Genomic DNA, 24,684 nt, shown 5'->3' with positions numbered 1-24,684 from the left:
GAACCCCGAGGGGTTGGCTCAAGCCCGCCGAAAACGGGGGAAGATTAGCACTGGCGGCCGCGCACGGCCCAGTTTTCTCAGAGCGATCAAGTCGGCACTTGGTTCAGGAATACTCCAAATCGATTTCATCGAGTTGGTGGTCAAAACTCTTCAAGCGAGCGGTCCAGGTGTACACCAGCACCTCAAACTCGCGGTGGATCACCGCATTGCCCGGGGTGTCGGCCTTGGGATCACAGAAGTCCAGTTGGTAGCGTTCACGCGCCATCTGGTTGGCTACATCGGACAATTCCCGCGCATTGTTCAGCCAATGCCGGCCATCGGCGACCTGCTGGTCGAGTACCACACATTGCTTCTTCAACGCTTCGAGGCTTTTTTCCAGGGGCGTGCCAGTGAGTTCGCCCATGACTTCCTGGAAGGTGCGCCCAGGTTGCCAATAGCTGCCCCAGAAATAGCGATCGAACACGGTTTCGACCCGGCGCAGGGCGACTTTGGTGTCCCAGATCGCCACGCGGGTCTTGCCTTGCTCAAGGAGTTTTTTCTTCACGCGTTGGTTCTGATACGACGCCCACGCCACCACGCCGATGGACAAGGTGCCGATCACCGCGCAGGCGCTGTCGAGAAACACCATGGCCTTGTCGATTTGGTGGGCCAGCATGACGCCGTAGAAATAGGCAGCCGATAACAACACCAGTGCGAAGAACACGCACCAGAAAGCGGGAGCATAAGGGTTTTTCATTATTGGAATCCCCATGAGCAAACGCGAGCAGTGTCAGGTGAAGCGTCACGGCGCCTCACCTGACAAAGCATAGCGTTTCGTTCAGGGTTTGCCGGGCTGTGACGCTTGCGTTCGTCCGCTTTCCCAGCCGCCGCCGAGGGCCAGGAACAGATCGATCTGGCTCATGGCAACCTGGGTGTTTGCCGCCGCCAACTGCGCCCGTACATCGGTGTAGGTGCGGGTGGCTTGCAGGTCGGCCAGGAACGATGCGCGGCCCGCCTGGAAGAAGCGGTGCGTCTGCTCCGACGCTTCCTTGGCCGACTCGCCGGCATCGGCCAGGGCGTCACGGCGTTGCAGCTGTGCGGTGTACTGCGCCAGGCCTGTCTGGGTTTCGCGGATGGCGTTGAGCACCACGCCGTCGAAGTGCGCCAGGGCGCCCTGGGTGGCGGCCTCCGCTTCATGAATGCGCGCCCGCGCGCCGTTGGTCGGCACCGACCAGCTGATCAGCGGGCCAAATCCCCAACGGTTGGTGGGCGCAGTGCCCAGGTCATCGAGGATACCGACCGTGCCGACGGTGGCGCCGATGCTGATGTCCGGGTACAACGCACCCGTGGCCACGCCGATACGTGCGGTGGCGGCCGCCAGTTGGCGCTCCGCCTGGCGCACATCAGGTCGACGCTTAAGCAGCGCGGCGCCATCGCCCACTGGCAGCAACTGGGCGATGTGCGGCAGCTCGGCGCACGTGCCGGTGCCAGCCGGCAGTTGGTCCACCGGCTTGGCCAGCAGCATTGACAGGCGGAACAGCCCGGCCTGGCGCGCGGCTTCGTAGCGCGGCATATCGGCGCGCAAGGATTTGTATTGGGTCTGCGAGCGGGTCACCTGGGTTTCATCACCGCGCCCGGCGTCGCGCAGGCGCTGGGTCAGCTTGGTGCTCTGGGCTTGCAGGTCCAGGGATTCGTTGGCGATCGCCAGTTCTTCATTGGCCGCGCACACCTGGGTGTAGGAGCGCACCACATCCGCCACCAGCGTGATGCGTGCGATATCGGCGGCGGCCTGGGCGGCGTCGGCGCTGGCCTGGGCGCTTTCGATTCCGCGCTGCAAGGTGCCCCACAGGTCGAACTGATACGAGGTGCTGATACCGACACTGCCGATGTTGGCCACCGGGACTTTTTCCGTCAGCAAGAACGCTTCGCCGGATTCCTGCAGGCGCTGCGCTTCGGCTTTCACACCCGCATTCCAGCCGCCAGCGGATTCAGCCTGCTGCACCTGATAACGCGAGCGTTGCAGGTTGGCGGCCGCCACGCGCAGGTCTGTGTTGGACGCCATGGCCTGGCGCACCAGCTCATCCAGGCGCGGGTCGTTGTAGAGCTTCCACCAGTCGGCCGGCACCGGCGCCGACACCACGTTGTGCCCTTCGCCCGCGATCTGCCCTTGCAGGTCGCCCCGGTTGACGGCGGCTGTGTCCGGCAGCTTGTAATCCGGCCCTACCATTTGGCAGGCCGACAGCAACAACCCTAAGGCAGCGGTTGCCAGGAGCTGCTTCATGGCTTGTCTCCGTCTTTGGCCGTGTCGGCGATGATCGACACGGTCGCCGTGCGCCCGGCGATCATGCGAAAGTCCGCGGGCACATCATCAAAGGCGATGCGCACCGGAATCCGCTGGGCCAGGCGCACCCAGCTAAACGCCGGGTTGACGTTGGGCAACAGGTTGGAACCGCTGGTGCGGTCGCGGTCTTCGATGCCGGCGACGATGCTCTGCACGTGGCCACGCAGGCGGGCGTTGTCGCCGATCACGCGAATATCCACGCCCATGCCGACGTGGATGCCGTCGAGCTTGGTCTCTTCGAAGTAACCGTCGATGTGGAAGGAGTTGCTGTCCACCACCGACAACACCGGGCGCCCGGCCGTGACGAACTCCTGTGTACGTGGCGCGCGGTCGTTGACGTAGCCGTCCACCGGGCTGCGGATCACCGAGCGGTCGAGGTTGAGCTGGGCGGCGTCCACCGTCACTTGCGCTTCGGCCAAGGCCGATTGGGCGCGCGCCACGCGGGACTGGCTTTCTTCCAGTTGCTCGCTCGGCACCAGGTTGCCCAGGCCACGGTTACGCTTGTACTCGCGCTGGGCCTGGGCCAGGGTTTCCTGGCGGTCGGCCACGGCGGCCTGGGCCTGGCGCAGGGCGAGTTTGAAGCGGTCCTGGTCCACGGCAAACAGCACCTGGCCCTTGGTCACCAGTTGGTTGTCGCGCACTTGCACCTGCTGGATCAACCCGGACACGTCCGGGGCGATCTGCACGATGTCGGCACGGATGTGCCCGTCACGGGTCCACGGCGCAAACATGTAGTACATCACCATGCGCCACACCACGACGACCGCAAAGGTCACGATCAACAACGTCAGGACTACACGGCCGATGGTTAAAAAAGGTTTTTTCATGTCATCAGGTATCGACTGAGTGAGTCCACGGCGCCCAGCAACAGCGCGTAGAGCCCCACATTGAACAATGCCCGGTGCCAGACCAGGCGATAGAAGTGGACGCGGGTCAACAACCCGTGCACCACCAGGAACAACACATACGTAATGCCCATCAGCACCAGCAGCGTGGGCAGGAACACCCCGCTGATATCCAGATCACCGATCATAAAGGCGCTCCATCAGGTAGCGGCGCTTCCATCTCGGTGCCGCCAATGAATTCCACCCCCGGCAACAACGCCAGGCGCAGGCCGGCCAGCGCATGCAGCAAGTGCACGCGGGTGTCGTCTTCGTCTTGCAGGCCCTGGCCGTTGAGGGCGCGGCGCGTGCGGTCCAGGGTCATCAGCAGACCGCTGGGCGCAGGCAGGCGTTCACCGGCTTTCAGGCACGCCTTGAAATAGCCGCCCACACCTTCAACCACTTGGTTGAGCAGCACCCGTGGCACGCCGAGGATGCGCGGCGAATAGGCCAGCAGGTCGAGCAGGTTCAGCGCCACACGCAGGTCACGCAGGGCGATACCGGTGTCCTGGTTGGTCAGGGCCAGGCGCGGCAGGTGCTGCATCAGCCGGTCGAGCATTTGCGCGGCCATGTGGCGGTGTTCGGCCAGGGTCGCAGGCTCGGTCATGCCGACAATGTCGCGCCAGCTGAAACGGGTCAGGCGCTTGGCCGCCAGCTCGGCGCCAAAGGGCCGTGCGATCAACGTCCACACAAAGGCGAACAGCAGCCCCACAGGCCCGGCCAGGTTGACGTTGGCGAAGTTGAGAAAGTCGGCGTCATAGGCGCCCTGGATGCTGATGAACGACGAGGTGTTCACCAGCGTCAGCAGCATGCCCAGGTAGAAACGCGGTTGTACGGTGAGTGTGCCGATGCAAATAAAGGGCACGGCAAACGCCAGCACCAGCATCGGGAAGTCGTGCAGGTTGGGTAGCACCAGGAACAGGTAGAGGCTGGCGAACAACACCGACATTGCGGTCCAGAAAAAGAACCGGTAGATCTGCGGCGCGGGGTCGTCCATTGAGGCGAAGAAGCTGCAGGCTACCGCGGCCAGGATCACCGCACTGCCGCCGTCGGTCCAGCCCAGCAGGATCCACAGCACCGAGGCCACGATGATCGCGCTGACGGTGGAAAATGCCGAATAGAACATCAGGCCACGGTCAAGGAACGGCGTGAGTCGGCCCAGGCGCCAGTGGCGGTACACGGCGCGCCAGGTGTCCTGGCTTTCGCACTGGATGGCGGCTTGCAGGCTGCGGCAGTCTTGCCACAGATCAACCCATTCGGCGAGGCGATACAGCGCGTTGGAGAACAGCAGGGTGTGGCGATCGTCCAACGCTTCACCGGTCGGTTGCTGGGCGTCGATCTGATCACGCAGGCTGCGCCAGCTGTCCAGCGTGGCGTTTTCGGTGGTGCTTTCCAGCCACTGATTCGCTGCTTCCAGCAACGGCGTGAGGCGGTCGAGAAACTCCGGCGCACGGTGCTCGATGGCGTACAGCGCGTCGTCGAGTTCTTCCACCACGGGCAGCAGGTGGATCATGCGCCCACGCAGTTCCTTGGTATTGCGCACCGTCTGCGGCCGCGCGCCTTCGTGGGGCAGTTGGCCGATCATCAGTTCAAGGGTATTGAAGGTGGCGACCATGCCGCCGCGCAGGTTGCTGACTTCCTCGGGCTCCACGTTGCGCGTCAGAAAGCGCTGGCTGTAGACCTGGGCGTCAGCAAACCACTTGCTCACCGAACCATCGAACACCGGCGCCAGGCGCCGTGGCCAGAACATCGCGCCCACCACCGCGGCCACGGCGATGCCGAGGAAGATTTCTTCGGTGCGCGCTTCAGCCACGTCCCACACGGCCAGGGGGTTGTCCACCACCGGCAAGGCGATCAGCGGCAAGGTGTAGCCGGCCAGCATCAGCGCGTAGTTGTTTGCGGTGCGCAGGTGCATGGAGAGGAACAGCAGGATGCCCGTCCACAAGGCAATCACCACCACCAATACATAGGGCGACTGCACGAACATCGGCACAAAAAACACCGCCGCCGCCGCGCCCATAAAGGTGCCGATGGCGCGGTACAAGGCTTTGGAACTGGTCGGCCCGACAAACGGGCTGGAGACGATGTACACCGTGGCCATCGCCCAGTACGGCCGTGGCATTTGCATGAGCATGGCGATGTACAACGCGATCATCGACGCGGCGAACGTGCGTACCCCGTAGAACCAGTCGCGTGCTGGCGGAAAACCGGTAAAGAATCCGTTCAAAGCGAGGCCGCCTCAAAGGCGCGCAACACCCGCAGCGCAGCCTCCAGATCGGTGGACGCGATGTCGGCCAGGACTTCCTTGCGCAGGCGCACCAGTTGCACCTCCACCGCTTGCACCAGCTCGCGGCCACGTTCGGTGAGGCTCAGCGCCTTGGCGCGGCGGTCGTGGACGTCTTCGGTCCGGCACACGTAGCCGCCTGCGCACAATTGGTCGAGCAGGCGCACCAGCGACGGGCTTTCCATCCCGGACGCCTGGGCCACCTTGACCTGGTGCACACCGTCGCCCAGACGCCCGATCATCAAGAGCGGCACGGCGCAGGCTTCGGAAATACCGTAGCTCACCAGCGTGGTCTGGCAGATTTTGCGCCAGTTGCGGGCGCCCACCACCATGCTGCTGCTGAGGTTCATCTGGAGTTGTTCGAGGGTCTGGGACACTGGATAGTTCGCATACAGTTAGTTTGCTAACTATCAATATGGTGGATGGATCCAATGCCGTCAAGTTTTGAAACAATTTATGGATGGGCGGCTGGGGATAGAGGTAAGTAAAGCGGGTTTAAGCGTGGGCGCAGAATTTTCTGACACTGCAAAACACCTGTGGGAGCTGGCTTGCCTGCGATAGCGAAGTGTCAGTCGACATCTCTCTCGACCGGACCCAAGTCATCGCAGGCAAGCCAGCTCCCACATTTGGATCAGTGCAGGTTTCAAGACTGCTGTTCGGCCTGGTCGTCCACCCTCTCCAAGCGGTCTCGCAGAGCCCGCCCTGCCTCCTCCTCAATAAACTCAAATACCTCCTCCGGCACGTTGTATTGAAACTGCTTGCGCCGATGCCTGGACACCTTGCCGTCGTTATCCAGGCACATCATCACCAGCTTGGACAAATCACTCCCGCGCACGTCATAGCGCTGGTTCACGGCCTTGATCACACGGTCGTAGCGGTCGAGGAACTCGGTCTCTTCGCGCAATTCCACTTCCAGCGCACGCCTGGCCATCTGCAGGGTGAATTCGACGCAGCGGGTGGCGTCCCAGTAGCGGTAGATAGAGGAGTGGCCAATGAACTCGAAAGCCATTTGCTCACCGTCCAGCCAGGTAACATTCCAGAAGTCTCGAGTCGGCTGGGAAAATGCCTTGAGGGTCTCCAGGTAGGCTTGCTCTTCGTGTTTCATCGCAACGGAAACAGGCAGCAACAGGCCGTTTTCCAGTGCACCGAAGTGGCAGAGTGTCTGGTGGATCAGGAATCGCGACAGACGTCCGTTACCATCCATGAACGGATGCAGGAACACAAAGCCGAAGGCGGTGACGGCCGCAGCCACAAGCGGGTCAACCTCACGCACTGGCTGACTGGCAAAGGCCATCAACTCTTCCATCAGTTCCTGGCACAGCTCAGGTGCTGGTGGTACATAGCTGACGCCCGCGGAGCCGCGCAAACCATTGTGCAGATAATTTTGTTCGTGGCGGAATGCAACGGCTTTGTCGAAAGGATTGGAAACAGTGCTGTTTTGCAGCTCTACCAAATAGTCTTCAGTGAGCAGCCGGCCTTCATGGGCTTGGCGTAACAGTTGGACGAAACGGCGCGACTTTTCCTCGCTGGGTTGTTCTTTTTCGATGGCGAACGAGTCGCGGGTTTCATGGAGATAGGCCCATTGGATGGCGCGGTCCATCATTTCCGATGGAAGGGTAGCCATAAAGGACTTGGCACGGCCCAAGATGTCCAGATCCAACAAGGCTTCGATTTCAGGCGTGCGTTCAACTGTCGCGCAATACGCCAAAGAGCCCAGACCATTGAAATCGATACGCCAACGCGAATTACGTGTTGAGGGTCCAGTCACGTAGCGCTGGGGATCAAACAAGGGTGAAACGCGGCTGTTGATTGGCTTGTCGTAGTCCAGCCGTTGAAGAGTCAAGCCTTCCCAGAGGTAGCAGACCTTGCGAATGAACACGCCGTTGGGGGCTTTTTCCAGCTCTTGCAACAGTTGGCCCGGGCTAACCGCCTCGAGCGCCTGAGCCAGGATGCCGAGGTTGATGCCTTCATGTTTGAGTGCGAAAAGAATGTGGTCGAGTATCGCGTCGGCTGAAGGCGCAACGGTATGAGGAACCGCCAGACAGTCACCAATCATCGAGATCCGCGTAACGGGCTTGATCATCGCGGCACGAGCAGGAGCAGTCGCTTTTAACCCGAGCAATTGATGAAGATGGGCGTAACCAACCAGAGACATCGCGCAACCTCAGAAAAAGTTCACTTGCGCGATTAAAGCCCAGATTTTTTCAACCAACACCAGATTTTTTCAACTTTCTGCGTATTCGCTAAGTTTTTTGCACCCCTCTTCCGCTGTGCAGCAGAAGATTCAGCTCGTCCACCACCTCGGCCCAATCCGCATCTTCCAGAATTTCATTACGCAAAAACTTCTTCTGGTTCTCCGTCCAGAAAAACGCATCTGCCAGATGCAACTCAGGCTTGAGCGGCGAATGCACTGCCACAAACTTCTCGATACTTACCGGGTCATCCGGCAGCCCAAGCTGCTTGAACAGAGACGGCAAGCTGTGCACAGGCGATTCCATGGGAGGCTCCTAGAAAGACGGCTCCCCAGAGTCTAGTCCAGGCGCCAACCAGCTCAGCAACCGCTCGACGCATTGCTGTGCCGAGAGCACACCGGTGTCCAGTTCCAGCGAGGCGTGCGGGGGCGGTTCGTAGGGTGAGCCAATGCCGGTAAACCCGGGCAATTCGCCTTTGCGGGCGCGGGCGTAGTGACCTTTGGGGTCACGCCCCTCGCACACCGCCAACGAGGCGCTGCACCAGACTTCCCGATAGTCGGCACCCAGGCGCTCGGCAAAAACCGCGCGCAACTCCACCAACGGCGCGATCATCGCCAGGATCACGATTTGCCCGTTTTCCACCAGCAACGCCGCGAGTTCACTGGCGCGGCGGATGTTTTCCAGGCGGTCGCTGTCGGCAAAGCCGAGGTCTTTGTTAAGGCCACCGCGCAGGGCATCGCCGTCGAGCACGATGCTGTGCCAGCCTTGTTCGAACAAGGCCGCTTGCAGCCCCTGGGCCAGGGTGGATTTGCCGGACGCGGGCAACCCGGTGAGCAGGATCGCCACACCGCGATGCCCATTGCGCGCCTCGCGCTGACGGCGGCTGATGCTCGCCGTCGGCGCCACCAGGTTACTGGGCAACGGGACGCGGCGCCGGCGTTGCGATGTTGCCAGCGGCCCACGCCGATTCTCGGCTGGCGAGCGCCGTGGCGATGGTCTGCACGCGGTCCGAGTCCAGCTGTTCCGGCAGCGGGTCGAGGCCGGCGCTGGCGAAGATCTGGCCATAGGCGTTACGCAGGTCGGCGTAGGCCAGGTCTCGGCGCAGGTCGGCTTGCAGGGTGTTGAGCTCGCCCTGGATCAGGTCCAGCTCGCCCAGGCCTGCCGCTTCGTGGCGGTTGCGCAGTTGCGTGAGGATTTGCCCGTCGATATTGGCCAACTGGTCGTTGGTCTTGAACTGGCGCACCGCGTCCTGATAGTTGGCGTTGGCCACGTAGACCTGCGCCAGCACCGCAATGGACATCGCCTGGCGCCGTGCGGTGGCGACTTCTTCACCGGCCTTGGCGACATCGATGGCCGCCGGTGCAGAGATCACGTTGAACAGGTTCCAGGTGACCTTGGCGCCATAGTCGGCCCAGCGGTTGTCCACCAGGAACGAGTTGCTGTCGTAATGCCCACCGGCCGAAAATTCCAGGCCCGGTAGCAGGCGCAGCATGGCCTTGCGCGTTTCGGCAGCGCTGATGCGGGTCTGGTAGTCCTGCTCACGCAACTCGGGGCGGTTGGCCAGGGCTTCCTGTTCCAGGCTGGCCAGGTTGACCTTGAGTTGAGGCACGTTGTAATCGTCAGGCGTAGCCAGCTTGAGGTCCGTGCCCATTGGCAGGTTGATCAAGGTGGCCAATTCGGTCTTGGCCAGGGACAACGCACGGCGCTGCTCCTGCAATTGGCGCGTGGCTTCGATCAGCGAGCGCTGGTAGCCCAGGGCTTGCACCGGATCGCCGATGCGTTGCTCGCTCATGCTTTGGCTGTTGCTCTGGGCCTGGTCGACCCGCGCCATCAGGCTGTCGATCTGGGTCAGCAAACGCTCGGCCGCCACGGCACGCCAGTAGGCGGAGCGCACGTCCTGCACGATGGTATTGATCACCTTGCGCCGGCGCTCCTGAATGATCAGGCGCTGGTCGCCTTGCTGCTTGGCACTGATGTAGCTGACGCCGAAGTCGAGCACGTTCCACACCATGGTCAGGTCCGCCACGCGACGGTCGCGGTCCTGAGAGGTCGACGGTTCCAGGGATTGGGTGCCGGTGAGCACGCTCTGGCTGCTGGAGGCGTTGGTATTGTTGCGCCCGGCGTAGCCTGCCGACAGCGCCATGCGCGGCAGCATGTCGAAGCTGGAGAGGTCCGATTGGCGCTTGGCCAGCGCTTCCTCCATGACTTTCAGGCGGCCTTCGAGGTTGTACTTCACCGCGCGGGCCATGGCCTGGTGCAGCGTCAGCGGGCCGTTCAGCGGCTCTTGATCCTTGTACATGCCTTGCAGGTCGCTGCGGGCTCGCTGCTCACTGACACTGCGTTCAATCGGCTCGCTGGTGACCGCACAACCACTGATCGCCAGCACCAGCAAGCTGATGCCGAACACCTTATGACCTGTCTTCATCCTTGTTCTGCCCCTGTTACTGCGCCTTGAGTTAAGTGTGTTCAGGCCTGCATTTCGCTGATGCCGACCTGTTGCAGTGCATGCGCCAGGTCAACCACCTGGCGTTGTTCCGTGTCCTTGATCTGCTGCAATTGCTGACCAAGGGTTGGCGCGCCAACCACGCTGCGCATTCCGTGAGCCGGGTCGCTCACACCCTTGATCGATTTGCTCTCGAACGCCTTGAAGCCGCTGTCATCAGCGCTGTCGCGGATGAACAGGGTCGACAGGGTACTGGCCCCGAAGATCCCGCCATCCCCACCACCAAAACCAAGGAAGCCCTTGCCGGCGCCATCCCCGCCGCCGTCGGTGTTGAACATCTGGGCGATGAAACTGGGAGCCAATGCACCGTGGTTGATGAAAATACTGCCCACCGGAGGCAACCCGCCGCCCAATTCACGCTGCTCGAACAACGGCGGGAAGCCGAGGGGTGAACCCAGGTTGCCGGTCGGCTGGCCATAGATGATCGGCTGCAACGGCGCGTCGGGCGCACCTTGTGGTGGGGCGGGGTCGGTGGTGCGGAACAACGGGTCGCCCGTCAGTGCGATGGTGTTGATCCCATAGTTGTTGGAGTTGGCGTACCCGCTGCCGGCGTTCCCCGACAAGTCGGTGACCAGGCTGGTGTCGAGGGTGATGAAGTTGCTCGGGTCGGTGATATTCGCCGTCGGCGTCAGGGTGGCTGTCCAGGTCTTGCCGCCGTCGCTGCTGGCCAGGTTGGACAACACGCCATTGGCCACGCTCAGGTCCGACAAATCAAAGCCGGTGACTTTCTCGCTGAAGGTGAAGGTCACGGTGCTGGTCTGGCCCACGGTCAGGTTCGGGTTGGAGACCGAGATGGTCGCGGTGGGCCGGTCGCCATCCACGCCATAGTTGTTGGATATGGCAATGCTGGCCCCTGCGTTGCCCGCCATGTCATTTACCTGGCTGGTATCCAGCACGATCAGGTTGGTGGCGTCGGTAACCGCCGCGGTCGGCGTCAGGGTTGCGGTCCAGGTTTTGCCACCGTCGGCGCTCATCAAGTTGGACAACACACCGTTGGCGACACTCAGGTCAGACAGGTCAAAACCGCTCACCACTTCACTGAAAGCGATGGTAACGGTCGTCGTCTGGCCAATACCCAGGTGGTTGTTGGCCACGGTAATGGTTGCGGTCGGGAGTTGGGTGTCAATGCTGAAGTTATTGGAATCGGTGACCCCCACGCCCGCGTTGCCCGAGCCATTCGTCACGCCGCTGTTATTCAGGGTGATGAGATTGGTGGCGTCGGTGACATTGCTGCCAGGCGTGAAAGTGGCGGTCCAGGTGATGCCACCGTCGCTGCTGCTCACAGCGCTCAATGTGCCATTGGCGATGCTCAAGTCGGCGTTGGTGAAGCCGCTCACCGCTTCGCTGAACGTGATGGTGACAGAGGAAGTTTCCCCGGCCTTGAGCGAGGTGTCGGCGATGACAATGGTCGCGGTCGGCACCGCAGTTTGCACCTGGTAATTTGCCGAGCTGGTAGTTCCGGTGCCGGTGTTGCCAGCCAGGTCGGAAATACCGGTGTTGTTCAGCACAATCAGGTTAGTGAGGTCGGTAACCCCGATGTTCGGCGTGAATGTAGCCGTCCAGGTGACGCCGCCGTCGCTGCTGCTGACGTTGCTCAGCGTGCCATTGGCGATGCTCAGGTCAGCGTTGTCGAAACCGGTCACAGCTTCGCTGAACGTGATGGTCACCAGCGAGGTTTCACCTGGTCGCAGGTTGGAATCACTCATGACGATGGTCGCGGTCGGGCGCTGGCTGTCGACGGCATAGGTGTTGGAGTCGGTAGTCCCGCTGCCTGCGTTACCCGCAAGGTCCGTGATGCCGGTGTTGTCCAGCGTGATCAGGTTGGTGGTATCGGTGATACCTGCGGCCGGTGTATAGGTGGCCGTCCAGGTGATCCCGCCATCACTGCTGCTCACAGCACTCAGTGTGCCGTTGGCGACCGTCAGGTCGGCATTGGTGAAACCGGTCACCGCTTCACTGAAGGTGATGGTCACCAGACTGGTCTGGCCGACGCCGAGCGCCGTATCGGCGACCACAATGGTGGCGGTCGGGCGCACGGTATCGATTGAATAATTGTTCGAGTCGGTGGTGCCGCTGCCGGCGTTTCCGCTCAGGTTCTGCACGCCGCTGTTGTCCAGCGTGATCAGGTTGGTGGCGTCGGTGATGTTGGTGGTCGGCGTAAAGGTCGCCGTCCAGGTGATGCCGCCGTCGCTGCTGCTGATCGCGCTCAACGTACCGTTGGCAATGGTCAGGTCAGCGTTGGTGAAACCGGTCACCGCCTCGCTGAAGGTGATGGTCACCAGCGAGGTTTCGCCGATTTTCAGCGCATTGTCGGCAATGATGATGGTTGCGGTCGGTGCCACGGTGTCGATGGTGTAGTTGTTGGAGTTGGTCGTGCCGCTGCCGGCGTTGCCCGCAAGATCCGCGATGCCGGTATTGGCCAGCACGATCAGGTTGCTCGCGTCGTTGACGCCCACGTTCGGGGTGAAGGTCGCCGTCCAGGTGATGCCACCGTCGCTGCTGCTCACGGCGGTCAGCGTACCGTTGGCAATTATCAGGTCGGCGTTGGTGAAGCCGCTCACCGCTTCGCTGAAGGTGATGGTCACCAGCGAGGTTTTACCGACCGTGAGGTTGCTGTCGGCGACCACAATGGTCGCGGTTGGCCGCACCGTATCGATGGCGTAGTTGTTGGAGTCGGTGGTGCCGCTGCCGGCGTTGCCCGACAGGTCGACGATGCCGGTGTTGTCCAGGGTAATCAGGTTGGTGGTATCGGTGACGCTGGCGCTCGGGGTGAACGTCGCGGTCCAGGTGATGCCGCCATCACTGCTGCTGACCGCGCTCAACGTGCCGTTGGCGACCGTCAGGTCGGCGTTGGTGAAACCGCTGACCGCTTCGCTGAAGGTGATGGTCACCAGTGAGGTTTCACCGATCCGCAGGTTATTGTCGGCCACCACGATGGTCGCGGTCGGGCGCACGGTATCGATGGCGTAGTTGTTGGAGTCGGTGGTGCCACTGCCGGCGTTGCCGTTCAGATCAGCAATACCGGTATTGTTCAGCGTGATCAGGTTGGTCGCGTCGGTGATGCTGGCGGTCGGCGTTAACGTCGCCGTCCAGGTAATGCCGCCGTCGCTGCTGCTCACCGCCGTCAACGTACCGTTGGCAATCGTTAGATCGGCGTTGGTGAAACCGGTCACTGCTTCGCTGAAGGTGATGGTCACCAGTGAGGTTTCGCCGATTTTCAGCGCGTTGTCCGCCACCACGATGGTTGCGGTCGGCCGCGCAGTGTCGATCGCGTAATTGTTGGAATTGGTGGTGCCACTGCCGGCGTTGCCGGCCAGATCGACGACCCCGGTGTTGTCCAGGGTGACCAGGTTGGTGGTGTCGGTAATGTTGCTGGTCGGCGTCAGCGTGGCGGTCCAGGTGATGCCGCCGTCGCTGCTGCTCAGGCCGGTCAGGGTGCCGTTGGCCACTGTCATGTCGGCGGAGGTGAAGCCGCTGACCGCTTCGCTGAAGGTGATGGTCACCAGCGACGTTTCACCCGCCGCCAGACTGGTGTCGGCAACCACAATGGACGCGGTCGGCCGCACGGTATCGATCACGTAATTGGCCGAATCAGTCGTGCCGCTGCCGGCGTTGCCGGCCAGGTCAGCGATACCGGTATTGTCCAGGGAGATCAGGTTGGTGGTGTCAGTGATGCTGGCCGTCGGGGTGAACGTTCCGGTCCAGGTGATGCCGCCGTCGCTGCTACTCACTGCGCTCAGCGTGCCGTTGGCGATGGTCAGGTCGGCGTTAGTGAAGCCGGTCACCGCCTCGCTGAAGGTAAAGGTCACCACCGAGGTATCGCCGATCTTCAACGCCGTGTCGGACATCACGATAGTCACGGTCGGCCGTGCGGTGTCGATCGCGTAATTGACCGAACTGGTCGTGCCGACACCCGCCACGCCGTCGCTGATGGCGGTCACCCCGGTGTTGTCGAGGGTGATCAGGTTGGTGCTGTCGGTAATGTTGTTGGTAGGCGTGAAAGTCGCGGTCCAGGTCAGGCCGCCGTCGCTGCTGCTGACCGATGTCAGCGTGCCGTTGGCGATGGTCAGGTCGGCGTTGGTAAACCCGGCGACTGCCCGGCTGAAGGTGATGGTCACCAGCGAGGTTTCGCCGATTTTCAGGGCCGTGTCGGCCATCACGATAGTCGCGGTCGGAGGCTCCACATAGGCAGTGTTGAGCGTGCCGCCGTTGTTGTAGATCGCCGCGAACGCCAACGGAACACTCCCCGTCACGCCGCCGCCCAACTCTGCACCGCCCGAGCCACTGCCGGCCGCGTTGCCGCTGATGGCACTGAAGTTGGACGACGTAATCAGCACTGTGCCGCCCTGGTTCCAGATTGCGCCGACACCGCGCCCGCCGTCGCCGCCGTTCAGGTTGTTGCTGCCCTGGCCGCTGCCGCCGCCGCCGCCACCACCTGCGCCGATGTTATTGCTGATGACCGAGGTGCCGATGATTTTCAGGGTGCCGGTCGAGGCGTTGTAAATGCCGCCGGCCGCATTGCCGCCGACGCCGCCGACCTTGTCCCAACCGGACCCGCCGCCGCCGCCGCCGATGGAAATAGTGCCGTTGCTGGCCGTACCGCCATTGCCGCCGTTGCTGTAATAAGACACGCCCACCCCGCCGGCCCCGCCGGTTGTGGAACCGCCGCGCCCGCCCATGTGCGTCGCGTCATAGCCGCCGCCATAGCCGCCGGCGCCACCGCTGCCAGCCTGCCCGCCCAGCGTGCCGGTGCCCGGCCCGGCGGTCCCGCCGTGCCCGCCGCCCTGACCGCCCAGGCCGCCACCACCGCCGCCACCGCCGCCGTAGTTGGCGCCCGTGACACCGCCGCCACCGCCGCCGCCCGCCGCTGCGTTGCCGGTGACTGAAACATTATTCAAGGTCAGGATACCGGCGTTGAAAATCCCGCCGCCCATGGCGCCGGTTGCCCCGTAACCGCCATTGCCGCCATTGCCGGAAACCAGACCACGAGTGATGACCAGACCGTCCAGCGTCACCGTACTGCCGGAGGTGATTTCCACCACCCGCGTCTTGTATTGACCATCGAGGGTAACGTCAGCGACGCCGTCGTTATTCAGGTCACCGTCCACGGTGATGTTCTTGTTGATCAGCAATTCAGAGGTGAGCTGCACCGTCATACTGCTGCTGAACGTCACAATATCGCCGTTCTGCGCCGAAGCCAGAGCCGCGCGCAGCGAGCCCACCCCGGTGTTCGCGTTGTTGGTCGCGGTCCACGTGGCCAGACCCCACTGGTAGTCGTTCATGGCTTTGGTCGACAGCACGTTGGCGCTTTCGATGGTGCCGGTGGCGATCTCCAGGTCCCAGTCACCGCCCACGCCGGTGCGGTTGGTCGACGCCGCCACGTCACGGCCGGTCAGTTGCGCCAGGGAATCAACGAAATTCAGCCCGCGCTCGCCTTCGGCGGTGTAGCAGCCGTAGATCAGGATGTCGCCGCCGACATTCATGTCCTTGCCGATTTGCCCCAGCACCGCGCTGCGGGCAGCCACGTTATCCGCCGACAAGTACGTGGTGCCGAGCCACAGATCGCCCGCGTTGCCGTGGGCGATGATTTGCACCGAGCTGACGCCCTGATGCGTATCGAGGTAATCAGCGATTTGCTGCAGGCCGTCCTTGCTGCCGTCCAGCTGTACCACCTGGGTTCCGGGCGCCACGCCCTGCAGCAAGATGGCGGAGTCTTTTACCCGGGCGTCGACAAACACCACGGTTTGCCCCGGCACCGCCACGGGTGCAGCGGCTGGCGCATCGGCCTGGCCATGGGTGTCCTTGCTTGCGACCGGGTGGTCGCCGGTCGGCGCCTTGGCCGCGTCAGCGGTGGGGTGGCTGTCGGGCTGCGCCACGTCGGCCACGGTGGCGGCGACGGCGCCATCGAACAGCATGCGCGGTTCAAGGGGCATGATCATGGGCGAGACCCGCGCCCGTGTTACTTCGCTAACCCGCGACTTGCGATTGCTCCACCACATGCTGCTCACCCGGCGTCGAACGTTCTTTGAGAGAAAATAAAAACGCCGCGATCAATTGATCGCGGCGTTGGCCTTCATACGAATCACATTGGCGGCACTGGCTGAACCGTCCTGCCAAAACGACAACTCGGTGTACTGCTGGAACAGGTCCGGCGGCAAAATCGTGCGCCGCGCCTGCAGGCGCACCTTGGGCTGGACCTTGTGCAAGCCGGACACACCCAGCGCCTGGTCAAACTCGGGCGCGTCGTAGACGAGGTTGTCGAAGTCATGCTCAAACCACGGCTCGCCGATAAAGTCGTACACCAGCCGCAGTACCCGCTCCGGGGCCTGACTGAGCAGGTCGTAATCGACGATCAGCAATGAGTCGGCGTGTTCGCCGTAATAGGCTTCCTTGAGTGCCGCCCACGAGAAGCCCACCAACCGGTTGCGCTGCGCCAGGGTTTCACAGCGGCTGTACACCGTGTTGCGCTCGACATCGTCGCCAAACAGCTTGGTGTTTTCGAAAGGATTGGCGCGGTATAGCCGTTCCAGGCTGTCCATGATCCAGGCGACGTTGCGCACGCAGGCAATGACTTTGGATTGGGGAAACAGGTCATGCAGCGCGGGCATGCGCGCGCACCACTGGCGGTTGGTGTCGAACACCAGCGGCGTGGAGACCTTGTCGGCGTAGTAGGAATCGAACAGGCCGCGCAACAGGCGGCGACGGGTATTGGCGTCAATCACCGCGCCGAATTCGCTGCCGGCGCTGCATTGCGCCAGCACGCCATTAAACAGGGTGCCAACGGGGCTGCTCATGCCCGCGTGAAAACGCGGGTTCTGCAGCAAAATCGCCGAGAGCAGGGTGGACCCTGAACGGGGCAATCCGGAGATAAAGTGATACTGCAATCCCTTCACCACTTTGTCAGACAAAAATCCATTTGTGGCCGTAGAGTAGTTCAGGATTGCGCGATCAACTAGTGGTCAATTGCCACTATTTTGGTATTCCCCTAATACCGAATGGATATTAACGGCAGCCCTCGGGCTGCGAAGGCTCTGGCCCGCGGCACAGCACAAACAACCGCGCCCGCGCCCCGCCGCCGTCCTGCTGCAAAAGTTGTTTCCAGCCTTCGGGAATCGGCGCGAAATCGTCCGGTATGTCGGTACTGCTGATCAACCACACGCGCCGGGTATCGGCGGGTAATGCCGACAAACGGTCGAGGTAAATGCGCCCGCCATCCTGGTCCACCAGGGTGCCGAAGCCATAGGCATTCGGCCGGGTCGGGGTGCCATCGGGTTTGGGCGGCGTGTAGAGCTGCAATTGGGCGTCGGTCTGGTCGTAATAGACGTAGCTGAGGTACCACATCATGTCGCTGAGGACGATGCGGTCATCTTCCTGGTAATTACGGTTGACGAACTCCACCGGCACGTTGAACTGGTCATGCTCGTCAACGGTGAAGTTGTTCTTCAACCCGAGGAGTTCCACACCCACGAACAACACAAACAGCGCGGCACCCAACCAAGACCGGCGTGCGGGCAAACGGTCGATGGCCAGCGCGACCAGGATCGGCAAGCCCAGCGCATACACGGTGAGGTAGCGCTCGATAAACACCGGCGAGATAAAAGACACGCCGTACACCAGCAGCAACGGCAGCAGGAAGAACAACGCCAGCAGACAGGCGGGCCGTTGGTGTTCACGGTCTCGCCAGGCGGTGACACCGACCACGGCGATCAGCAGCAGCGGGAACAACCAGAACAGCGGTTTCCAGAACCCGATGCCTTCGTCCTGAAGCATGAACTGCCAGATCATCGACGGTACGGAGATCAACGTGACCGGGTCTTCCCAGCCAATATCACCGCCAACCTTGAGCTGTTCGACGTGCTGGATCAGGTCCAGCAAGTTCGGCAGCCACGGCAAGTACAGCGCGACGATCACAGCGTTGGCGCACCACCAGGACGGGCGCAGGATGAGGCGTTGGCCAGCCGGCTGGCCGCGGCACAACACCCCCAGGTAAGCCCAGTGCACCAGCACACACAGCGCGGTGAAGTAATGGGTGTAAAAGCCGGCCGTCATCAGCAGCACGTAGGCCGCCAGGTAGCGCGTGCGCTGAGGCTGGCGAATCCAGTAGACCAATGCCAGCGTCGCCCCCAAAAGCCACACAGCCAGCAGCGAGTACATGCGCACTTCCTGGCTGTAGCGTACGGCGGTAGGAAATAACGCCAGCAGCACTCCGGCCAGCACAGCGGCGCGACGAGTGGACACCTGCCGCGTCAGCCAGATACCCAGGCCCACCGCGACCACGCCGGGAATGGCGCTCATGCCACGAATTGACCAGATGCCGTCACCGAACAGCTCGATCCATCCCCGCAGCATGAAAAAATACAACGGCGGGTGCACGTCGTGGGCCGCGTGAAACCACAGGTCGGCCATGGCGTATTCGCTGAGCAGCAGGCTGGAGCCTTCGTCACCCCAGATCGCCGAGGCGGTCAGGCAATAAAAACGCACGCCCATGGCCAGCGCCAGGATCGGCACCCACCATAAACGGCTGAGCCAACCAGCACCTTCCCAGGCGCCTTCGAGGCGATTGACTGCGGGAAATACCCCAACCTTGTCGTCTTGTTCTACCACAGACCGTCGCACCTCAATTCCCCTGAAACTGCCCGCTGGCCGGGCAAAACCTGCACACGTGCAAACAAGCGCCACTCTAGGACAAAAGCCCCGGTTTCGCTCGCTGTTTCGCTGCCGACAGGCGGCGCGCAACAGCTGCGTCTACGCTCTGCGATGACACCAGATCGATTGGCGTCACACCCCGTATAGCCCATACAAGGATGAGCGATTCATGGAAGTATTCATCGGCACCATTCAACCCTTTGCGTTTAACTTTGCCCCACAAGGCTGGGCCTTGTGCGCCGGCCAGACCCTCTCCATCAACCAGAACCAGGCATTGTTCGCCCTGATCACTACCACCTATGGCGGCGATGGCGTGCAAACCTTCAAGTTGCCAGACCTGCAAGGCCGGCTGCCCGTCGGCCAAGGCAGCGGCGCGGGCCTGACCACGCGCGTCATCGGCGAATTTTCCGGCACTGAATCCGTGACGGCCACGCTGGTCAACCTGCCGGTCCATACCCACACCGCCACCGCGATCACCGCCACCACGGCGATCCAACTGACGAGCCTGACCAGCAACCCGGTGACAACACCCACCGCCACCAACTCATTTATCGGCGCCTCCGGCGGCGGGCCGGGCAGCGCGTCGATCTACTCGGACCAACAGGGCGCCAACCCGGTACCACTCAAGGGTGTGAGCACCACGGTGACCAGCCCGACGATCGGCCCGGCTGGCCAGGGCCAACCGATGGGGTCCATGAACCCCTTCCTGGCGATCAATTTCAGTATTGCCCTGAGCGGCATCTTTCCGTCACGCGGCTGACGCACTGCCTTGGCCGAGGCTCGCGGGCCTCGGCACCTCTGACGTGGAGCCTTCCTATGCTGAACCTGGTCACCCTCGAACACTTTCGACCCTTGCTCGCGCGCACCAGCGTGCTGTACCTGCCGGACGGCTCGGCACTGCCGATCCAGGTGCAGAGTCTGCGCGAAACGCCAGACGCCACTATGCCCGGCGCCACTCGTGCAGCGTTCAGTGTGCAACTCAACAGCCTCGGCCCGACGGACTTTGTCGATGGCTTATGCCGCCTGCCGCTGCCCGGCGCCACCCTGGAACAGGTGTTTGTGTCCCGGGAGCCCGCCATGGGCCGTGACAGCGAGCGGGGCTACTTCTGCATTGTGTTCAACTGAGACGGGTACCACACCAACCGCTGCGCGGCGGGTGTCTCTTCCTCCACCCGAAACCCCAGCGCCAGGTAATGCTGGCGCGCCTGGGGGTTGCTGGCCCACACCACCGTGGCCACCGGGCAAAACACCTGCGTGGCGGCTTGCTGCACGCCTTTGAGCACCGCACGACCAAACCCCTGGCCGCGTGCCGCGGGGATAAACGCCAAATACAGCACCCGAATTTCGTTGGGCCCGAAGTCTGCACTCAAGGCGCCGATGGGCGTGCCGAGCTTTTCGATCACGTAATGCAGGGCGCCAGGAAAATGCGTGTCCATGCCGGTTTCCTGAACCTGGAACTGCTGGCTGATCACCTCTTCCACCAGCCCCTGCTCGCCATCAATCCACTGCAAATCCGCCCGCGCCGAACGGTACAAACTGTGCAAAAACGGCTGATCACCCGCCCGTGAAGGGCGCATTTCCAGCCCCAGCGCCAACGCGCCCTCCTTGTTCATCATCGCGTTCAACTCCTGTCAGAACCCGCTTTCCCGAACGCCCAACGCCGCTGCCCGTCGCCAGGCCACGCCCAGCACTGACTCGCTGCGCCCTTGCAGCACCACCACGCCGCGCAACGGTTGGTGTGGAGTTTCGATCGTTTGCACACTTTTCAACCGCGCGCCGTACTGGGCCTGCACCGGCTCCGGACGCTGGTTTTCATCGCGGCGCACGGCAATCGGCCCGTGGTGATCGGACGTCAGTGCCTCCTGGTCCAGATACGCCACGCCGTTGGCGTCGATATCGGTCAGCTCCACGGCGATGGCGGCGTGCATCGGGTCATCAGCGATAAATCGCCCGGTCGACCCCGACGCAACCCGCCACAGTTCGGCTTCAGCCAGGTAACCGCGCAGGCGCGCGCCGTCTTCCACCACTCGCGCCAGCACGTCTTTGGGCGACAGCCAGCGACCCACGCTCAATTGCGGCAACACATCGCGCACGGTGCCCGCGTGGGGGGCGCGCAACAGCAGACGCTCACGCTGGGCAGCCAACCCACGGTATTCGGCGAGGGCCTGTGACAGGCGTTGATCGTTGATGCCGGCGTCTGCCGCCGTTTCGCTGCGCCCGGCCTGGCGGCGCATTTGCAGCTGCAAAATCTCCACTTCACGGCGCACGATGCTTTGCCGGGCGTCCAGGTCCGGCGACTCCAGCTCCACCAGCACCTGGCCCTGGGTCACCACTTGGCCATCCACCACGCGTAATTGCTTGACCCGCGCCGCCACCGGCGCATGCAACGCGCTGGCCCGCCCGGCTTCAAGCATGGCGGGCAATTCCACCGCACTGCGCCACGGCACCACCAGCACCAGCACGATCAACGCCAGGCCCAGGCCGCTGAGCAGCACGCGGGGCGCGTGGGCCTGGCTGCGACGGCCCCACCATTCGCGCCACTCCTTGCAGATCGGCAGGAAGATGAACCACACCAGCTCCACCAGCATCAGGAAGATCCCCAGCAGCTTGAAGAACAGGTGATACACCGCCAGCGCAATCCCCAGGAACAACGCCGCCCGCCACAGCCACGACAGGTAGCCCCACCACAGCAACCGCCGTTGCATCACCGGCGACCACGGCTCCGGCGCCGGCTCGCCGTAGCCGAACAGCGCCTCGCGCAGGCGCCAGCGGCACAGGGCAAAGGCGCGGCCTTGCAAATTGTCGACGCCCCATAAGTCGCTGATCAAAAAGTAACCATCAAAGCGCATGAACGGGTTGAGGTTGATCGCCAGCGTCGTCAACCACGTGGCGCTGGCCAGCATGAATGCGGCGGTGCGCGCCGGACCGTCCGGCAACAGTGACCAGGCCAGCAAGGCCACACACGCCAGCAGCAGTTCAGCCATCACGCCACCGGCACCGATCATCAACCGTGCCCGGCGATCATTGACCCGCCAGGCGTCACTCACGTCGGTGTAGAACATCGGCAGCAACACCATGAACGCCACGCCCATGCTCTGCACGCGACAACCGGCGCGCTTGGCCATAAACGCGTGGCCGAACTCATGGCATAACTTGGCAAAGAACAGCGCCACACCAAATGCGAGGGCGCCGCCCAGGCTGAACAGATGCGGGAACGTCGCCAGGAAGCGCTGCCAATCGCGCGCAACCAAAAATATGCCCAGGCCCAGCACAATGGGCAAACCGTAGCGCAACAACCCCGGGCCGAAGCGCGCCAGCCATGGCCAGGCACGATTGAGAAATGCATCCGGCCGCCACAGCGGGATGCGGAAAAACAGGTACTGGTGCAGCAACACCTGCCACAGGCTTTGCTTCTGAGCGGCGGCTTTATAGAGGTAGCTGGCGCGTTGTTCCGGGTCGAGAGCGGCGATCAGGTCGTGGGCGCGCAAGAAACCCAGCAGCTCTTCCACCTCGGAATCGCCCAGCGGCAAGCCCGGCTCGCGGTTGGCGGCTTGCAAGACTTTGTCCGGATCACCCAGCGACCAATGGCGCAGCAGGCGAATGGCCGTAGCGCCCAATTTGAAATAGCGCCCGCGCACCGGGTCGGCCAGGGTCCAGCGGGGCGAACCATCCAACGCCGGCCCACTGCTGGACAGTTGCAGGTCGTCGCGCAGTTGAGGCAGGTTCATCAGAGGCCAACGCTCTGGCGTAGACCCGCCAGCGGCCGGCGCAACAGGTACAGCGCCAGCGGCGCGCGCTCACCATAGATCTTCGCCGTGCCGCGCAGGCCGATACGCGGCGGCGCGGCATCGAACTGCGCATCCAGGCGATAGGCCAATTGGCCGCCCGGCGTGGGCTGCGCTTCGTAGGCCGCGCGTTGCAGGGTGGCCAGGTAGCGTTGCAATGGGTCGCTGTCGAGAAACAGCGCGATTTGGGCGTTGGGCGCCAGGGCAATCGCATCGCCCACGGCCAGTTCGATGCGCAGCTCGGCCTGACCGGGGTCGGCGATCTGCAGCAAGCGTTCACCGGTTTGCACGGGTTTGCCGGTCCAACGCTCGGCGTCGGCAAAGACCGCAATACCGTCGCGCTCGGCGCGCACTTCGCTGCGCTTGAGCAGCTCACGGGCGTAGTCGCGTTCGGCGCGTTTTTGTTCGACGCGAGCGGCCAGCAGGTCGATGCGCGAGCTGGATTCGGCATCGGCGAACGCGCGCTGGGCGTTGGCCTTGAGTTCGGCTTCCGCCACGCCCAGGGCGCGGGCGGCCACATCGGCCTGGGCGGTGAGGGTGGTGCTTTCAAAGCGCAGCAGCAGGTCGCCGGTTTTCACCGTCTGGTTGGGCTTGACCAGGAACTCGGCGATCACCCCATCCAGGGGTGCTGCTACCACCTGACCGGCCAGTGGCACCACTTCGGCTGGCGCCAATACCGACTGGCGCACCGGAATCAGCAGCATCAACAGCAACGCGACCACCACCAGCACCTGGCGTTTGCGCGTCAGGCGCAGGCGCCACGGCCGGCGCGGTTGCAGCGCATGCCAGGCATGGCTGTAGGTGCCGCCCAATTGCGAAAGCAATACTTGCTCGGCCGGGTTCCACGGCGTATCCCGTGCCAACCACAGGCCGCCGAACACTTGGTTTTGAGGGTCGATCAACGGCAACCAGAACACATGGGCAGCCGACAAGCTCTGCCAATCGGCCTGCACCGCTGCACTCAATGGCTCGGCGGGCACCACCCGCGCCATCTCGCCCAAACCCTGGGCGTGCAACTGCGCCACCGCCTGCTCGACAAATGCCACGAACGGCGCGTTCGGATCGACACTGCTCACCGCCGTCACCGCCTGCACCTTGCCGGCGATCAGCAAGGCGGCATGGCGATAGCCGAACAGCGGCTGCCCATCGTTGACCAGGCTGTAGGCCAGTTGCTCAGTGGTGCGCGCGGCGCGGGTCTGGCGCTCAAGGTCGAGGAACTGCGCGAACACCCGCTCGGTGTTGCCCGGGATCGGTGCGTTCATTGCAGTTGGGCAAAGTGCGCGGTGCCGCTCATGCCGGCCATCAAGCCCGTGGCATTGGGCAGGGTGGCAACTAGCAGCAGCGTCTGGCTGCCCTCATCGATACGCGCGCCGAGACGCTTGACCGTGGCGCTGAACGCCTGGCCAGTTTCGTCGGGGGTGAAGTTGAAGGTCTGGCCGGGCTTGAGTTTGGCCATCCAGCTTGACGGCACCAACAGGTGAATTTCCAGGCTGCGGTTGTCGACGATTTCCAGCAATGGCGCGCCGGCCGATACGCTCTCATAGCGCTGGACCTTGCGCTGCACCACCTGGCCGTCATACGGCGCCAGCACGCTGCAGCGCTTGACCTGCACCTGGTACACCTGGGACTGGGCTTGGGTTTCGGTGAGCTTAGCTTCGGCGCGGGCCACTTCAAAACGCCCGACGGAATTGAGCGCCGCCAATTGCTTGTTGTGGGCCAGTTCTTCACCGGCGCCACGGCTGGCGGCTTGGGCGGCGTTGAGCTGGGCCTGGTAGGCCGAGCAGTCAAAACGCGCCAGGGTGTCGCCCTTTTTGAACGACTCACCCTCGCTGAACGGCAGCTCGACGATGCGCCCCGATAGCTCGCTGGCCAGCATCGCCTGGTCGCGGGCGCGCAATACGCCACGGGCCTCGCTGCTGGCGCTGGCTGCGGCGGCAGCCGGCTGATCCAGTAATGGATCCTGGGCCAGGGCCAACGGTGCAATGCCCATCCAGCAGGAAAATCCGAACACCCATCCACGTAACGGCTTCATACGATCGACCTCCCTGACGATGTCCGCAGTCTAGGGCAGAG

19 protein-coding genes are annotated in these 24,684 nt (G+C 63.0%); 2 read left to right on the top strand and 17 right to left on the bottom strand.

Features of this window, described 5'->3' with window-relative positions:
- Positions 1-103: 103 nt before the first annotated feature.
- The 13 genes from AC07OV_RS00135 to AC07OV_RS00075 form a co-directional block, all read right to left on the bottom strand.
- The gene (locus AC07OV_RS00135; RefSeq protein WP_176997429.1) at positions 104-736 is read right to left on the bottom strand and encodes an NADH:ubiquinone oxidoreductase subunit N; all 633 of its coding nucleotides are present in this window, start codon (positions 734-736) and stop codon (positions 104-106) included.
- A gap of 81 nt (positions 737-817) precedes the next feature.
- Positions 818-2,260, bottom strand: a complete 1,443-nt coding sequence (locus AC07OV_RS00130; protein ID WP_176997430.1) for an efflux transporter outer membrane subunit — start codon at positions 2,258-2,260, stop codon at positions 818-820.
- Positions 2,257-3,147 carry an efflux RND transporter periplasmic adaptor subunit gene (locus AC07OV_RS00125; protein WP_176997431.1) on the bottom strand — a complete coding sequence of 297 codons (891 nt, stop codon included), beginning with the start codon at positions 3,145-3,147 and terminating at the stop codon, positions 2,257-2,259. The genes AC07OV_RS00130 and AC07OV_RS00125 overlap by 4 nt, the downstream gene beginning before the upstream one ends.
- Positions 3,144-3,353 carry a DUF1656 domain-containing protein gene (locus AC07OV_RS00120; RefSeq protein WP_012721577.1) on the bottom strand — a complete coding sequence of 70 codons (210 nt, stop codon included), beginning with the start codon at positions 3,351-3,353 and terminating at the stop codon, positions 3,144-3,146. Before AC07OV_RS00120 ends, AC07OV_RS00125 begins: the two co-directional genes overlap by 4 nt.
- Positions 3,350-5,428 (bottom strand): FUSC family protein, encoded by a 2,079-nt coding sequence (locus tag AC07OV_RS00115; RefSeq protein WP_495091207.1) that lies wholly within the window; start codon positions 5,426-5,428, stop codon positions 3,350-3,352. The genes AC07OV_RS00120 and AC07OV_RS00115 overlap by 4 nt, the downstream gene beginning before the upstream one ends.
- Complete coding sequence (locus tag AC07OV_RS00110) at positions 5,425-5,835, bottom strand: MarR family winged helix-turn-helix transcriptional regulator (RefSeq protein ID WP_176997482.1); 411 nt, start codon at positions 5,833-5,835, stop codon at positions 5,425-5,427. The genes AC07OV_RS00115 and AC07OV_RS00110 overlap by 4 nt, the downstream gene beginning before the upstream one ends.
- Before the next feature lie 293 nt (positions 5,836-6,128).
- Positions 6,129-7,640, bottom strand: coding sequence for a Fic family protein (locus tag AC07OV_RS00105; RefSeq protein WP_176997433.1), 1,512 nt, complete (start codon positions 7,638-7,640; stop codon positions 6,129-6,131).
- Positions 7,641-7,728: 88 nt separating this feature from the next.
- Entirely contained in the window at positions 7,729-7,983 is a 255-nt protein-coding gene (locus AC07OV_RS00100; protein ID WP_176997434.1) for a DUF2789 domain-containing protein, read from the bottom strand.
- 9 nt (positions 7,984-7,992) lie between these two features.
- Entirely contained in the window at positions 7,993-8,598 is a 606-nt protein-coding gene (cysC, locus tag AC07OV_RS00095) for an adenylyl-sulfate kinase (protein ID WP_256349858.1), read from the bottom strand.
- Complete coding sequence (locus AC07OV_RS00090) at positions 8,588-10,102, bottom strand: TolC family protein (RefSeq protein WP_256349859.1); 1,515 nt, start codon at positions 10,100-10,102, stop codon at positions 8,588-8,590. Before AC07OV_RS00090 ends, cysC begins: the two co-directional genes overlap by 11 nt.
- Before the next feature lie 41 nt (positions 10,103-10,143).
- On the bottom strand, positions 10,144-16,119 hold the full coding sequence (locus AC07OV_RS00085; RefSeq protein WP_495091206.1) for an Ig-like domain-containing protein: 5,976 nt from the start codon (positions 16,117-16,119) through the stop codon (positions 10,144-10,146).
- Positions 16,120-16,230: 111 nt separating this feature from the next.
- The gene (locus AC07OV_RS00080) at positions 16,231-17,073 is read right to left on the bottom strand and encodes a sulfotransferase family protein (RefSeq protein WP_494996186.1); all 843 of its coding nucleotides are present in this window, start codon (positions 17,071-17,073) and stop codon (positions 16,231-16,233) included.
- Positions 17,074-17,182: 109 nt separating this feature from the next.
- Positions 17,183-18,796 (bottom strand): glycosyltransferase family 39 protein, encoded by a 1,614-nt coding sequence (locus AC07OV_RS00075; protein WP_176997437.1) that lies wholly within the window; start codon positions 18,794-18,796, stop codon positions 17,183-17,185.
- A gap of 199 nt (positions 18,797-18,995) precedes the next feature.
- Between AC07OV_RS00075 and AC07OV_RS00070 the strand changes: the two genes are divergently transcribed.
- Together AC07OV_RS00070 and AC07OV_RS00065 are read left to right on the top strand one after the other, a co-directional pair.
- Entirely contained in the window at positions 18,996-19,586 is a 591-nt protein-coding gene (locus AC07OV_RS00070) for a phage tail protein (RefSeq protein ID WP_495091205.1), read from the top strand.
- A 56-nt stretch (positions 19,587-19,642) separates the two neighbouring features.
- Complete coding sequence (locus tag AC07OV_RS00065) at positions 19,643-19,951, top strand: hypothetical protein (RefSeq protein WP_494996029.1); 309 nt, start codon at positions 19,643-19,645, stop codon at positions 19,949-19,951.
- On the opposite strand, the gene AC07OV_RS00060 is transcribed toward AC07OV_RS00065, so the two are convergent.
- The 4 genes from AC07OV_RS00060 to AC07OV_RS00045 are packed head-to-tail and all read right to left on the bottom strand — an operon-like array spanning position 19,927 to position 24,643.
- On the bottom strand, positions 19,927-20,442 hold the full coding sequence (locus AC07OV_RS00060; RefSeq protein WP_494996028.1) for a GNAT family N-acetyltransferase: 516 nt from the start codon (positions 20,440-20,442) through the stop codon (positions 19,927-19,929). The genes AC07OV_RS00065 and AC07OV_RS00060 overlap by 25 nt on opposite strands.
- A 15-nt stretch (positions 20,443-20,457) precedes the next feature.
- On the bottom strand, positions 20,458-22,554 hold the full coding sequence (locus AC07OV_RS00055; RefSeq protein ID WP_495091204.1) for a site-2 protease family protein: 2,097 nt from the start codon (positions 22,552-22,554) through the stop codon (positions 20,458-20,460).
- Positions 22,554-23,873, bottom strand: coding sequence for an efflux RND transporter periplasmic adaptor subunit (locus AC07OV_RS00050; RefSeq protein WP_495091203.1), 1,320 nt, complete (start codon positions 23,871-23,873; stop codon positions 22,554-22,556). Before AC07OV_RS00050 ends, AC07OV_RS00055 begins: the two co-directional genes overlap by 1 nt.
- Complete coding sequence (locus AC07OV_RS00045; protein WP_176997443.1) at positions 23,870-24,643, bottom strand: efflux RND transporter periplasmic adaptor subunit; 774 nt, start codon at positions 24,641-24,643, stop codon at positions 23,870-23,872. The genes AC07OV_RS00050 and AC07OV_RS00045 overlap by 4 nt, the downstream gene beginning before the upstream one ends.
- Positions 24,644-24,684 lie beyond the last annotated feature (41 nt).

Source organism: Pseudomonas sp. GW821-FHT09A09 (assembly GCF_059418405.1).
The sequence above is the reverse complement of the archived record's forward strand: the minus strand, read 5'-3'. Positions and strand labels throughout refer to the sequence as shown.

What these genes read in the sequence shown, in the direction of transcription:
- AC07OV_RS00135 (WP_176997429.1), bottom strand. Translation starts at nt 736, where the DNA reads ATGAAAAACCCTTATGCTCCCGCTTTCTGGTGCGTGTTCTTCGCACTG.
- AC07OV_RS00130 (WP_176997430.1), bottom strand. Translation starts at nt 2,260, where the DNA reads ATGAAGCAGCTCCTGGCAACCGCTGCCTTAGGGTTGTTGCTGTCGGCC.
- AC07OV_RS00125 (WP_176997431.1), bottom strand. Translation starts at nt 3,147, where the DNA reads ATGAAAAAACCTTTTTTAACCATCGGCCGTGTAGTCCTGACGTTGTTG.
- AC07OV_RS00120 (WP_012721577.1), bottom strand. Translation starts at nt 3,353, where the DNA reads ATGATCGGTGATCTGGATATCAGCGGGGTGTTCCTGCCCACGCTGCTG.
- AC07OV_RS00110 (WP_176997482.1), bottom strand. Translation starts at nt 5,835, where the DNA reads ATGAACCTCAGCAGCAGCATGGTGGTGGGCGCCCGCAACTGGCGCAAA.
- AC07OV_RS00105 (WP_176997433.1), bottom strand. Translation starts at nt 7,640, where the DNA reads ATGTCTCTGGTTGGTTACGCCCATCTTCATCAATTGCTCGGGTTAAAA.
- AC07OV_RS00100 (WP_176997434.1), bottom strand. Translation starts at nt 7,983, where the DNA reads ATGGAATCGCCTGTGCACAGCTTGCCGTCTCTGTTCAAGCAGCTTGGG.
- AC07OV_RS00090 (WP_256349859.1), bottom strand. Translation starts at nt 10,102, where the DNA reads ATGAAGACAGGTCATAAGGTGTTCGGCATCAGCTTGCTGGTGCTGGCG.
- AC07OV_RS00085 (WP_495091206.1), bottom strand. Translation starts at nt 16,119, where the DNA reads ATGATCATGCCCCTTGAACCGCGCATGCTGTTCGATGGCGCCGTCGCC.
- AC07OV_RS00070 (WP_495091205.1), top strand. Translation starts at nt 18,996, where the DNA reads ATGGAAGTATTCATCGGCACCATTCAACCCTTTGCGTTTAACTTTGCC.
- AC07OV_RS00065 (WP_494996029.1), top strand. Translation starts at nt 19,643, where the DNA reads ATGCTGAACCTGGTCACCCTCGAACACTTTCGACCCTTGCTCGCGCGC.
- AC07OV_RS00060 (WP_494996028.1), bottom strand. Translation starts at nt 20,442, where the DNA reads ATGATGAACAAGGAGGGCGCGTTGGCGCTGGGGCTGGAAATGCGCCCT.
- AC07OV_RS00055 (WP_495091204.1), bottom strand. Translation starts at nt 22,554, where the DNA reads ATGAACCTGCCTCAACTGCGCGACGACCTGCAACTGTCCAGCAGTGGG.
- AC07OV_RS00050 (WP_495091203.1), bottom strand. Translation starts at nt 23,873, where the DNA reads ATGAACGCACCGATCCCGGGCAACACCGAGCGGGTGTTCGCGCAGTTC.
- AC07OV_RS00045 (WP_176997443.1), bottom strand. Translation starts at nt 24,643, where the DNA reads ATGAAGCCGTTACGTGGATGGGTGTTCGGATTTTCCTGCTGGATGGGC.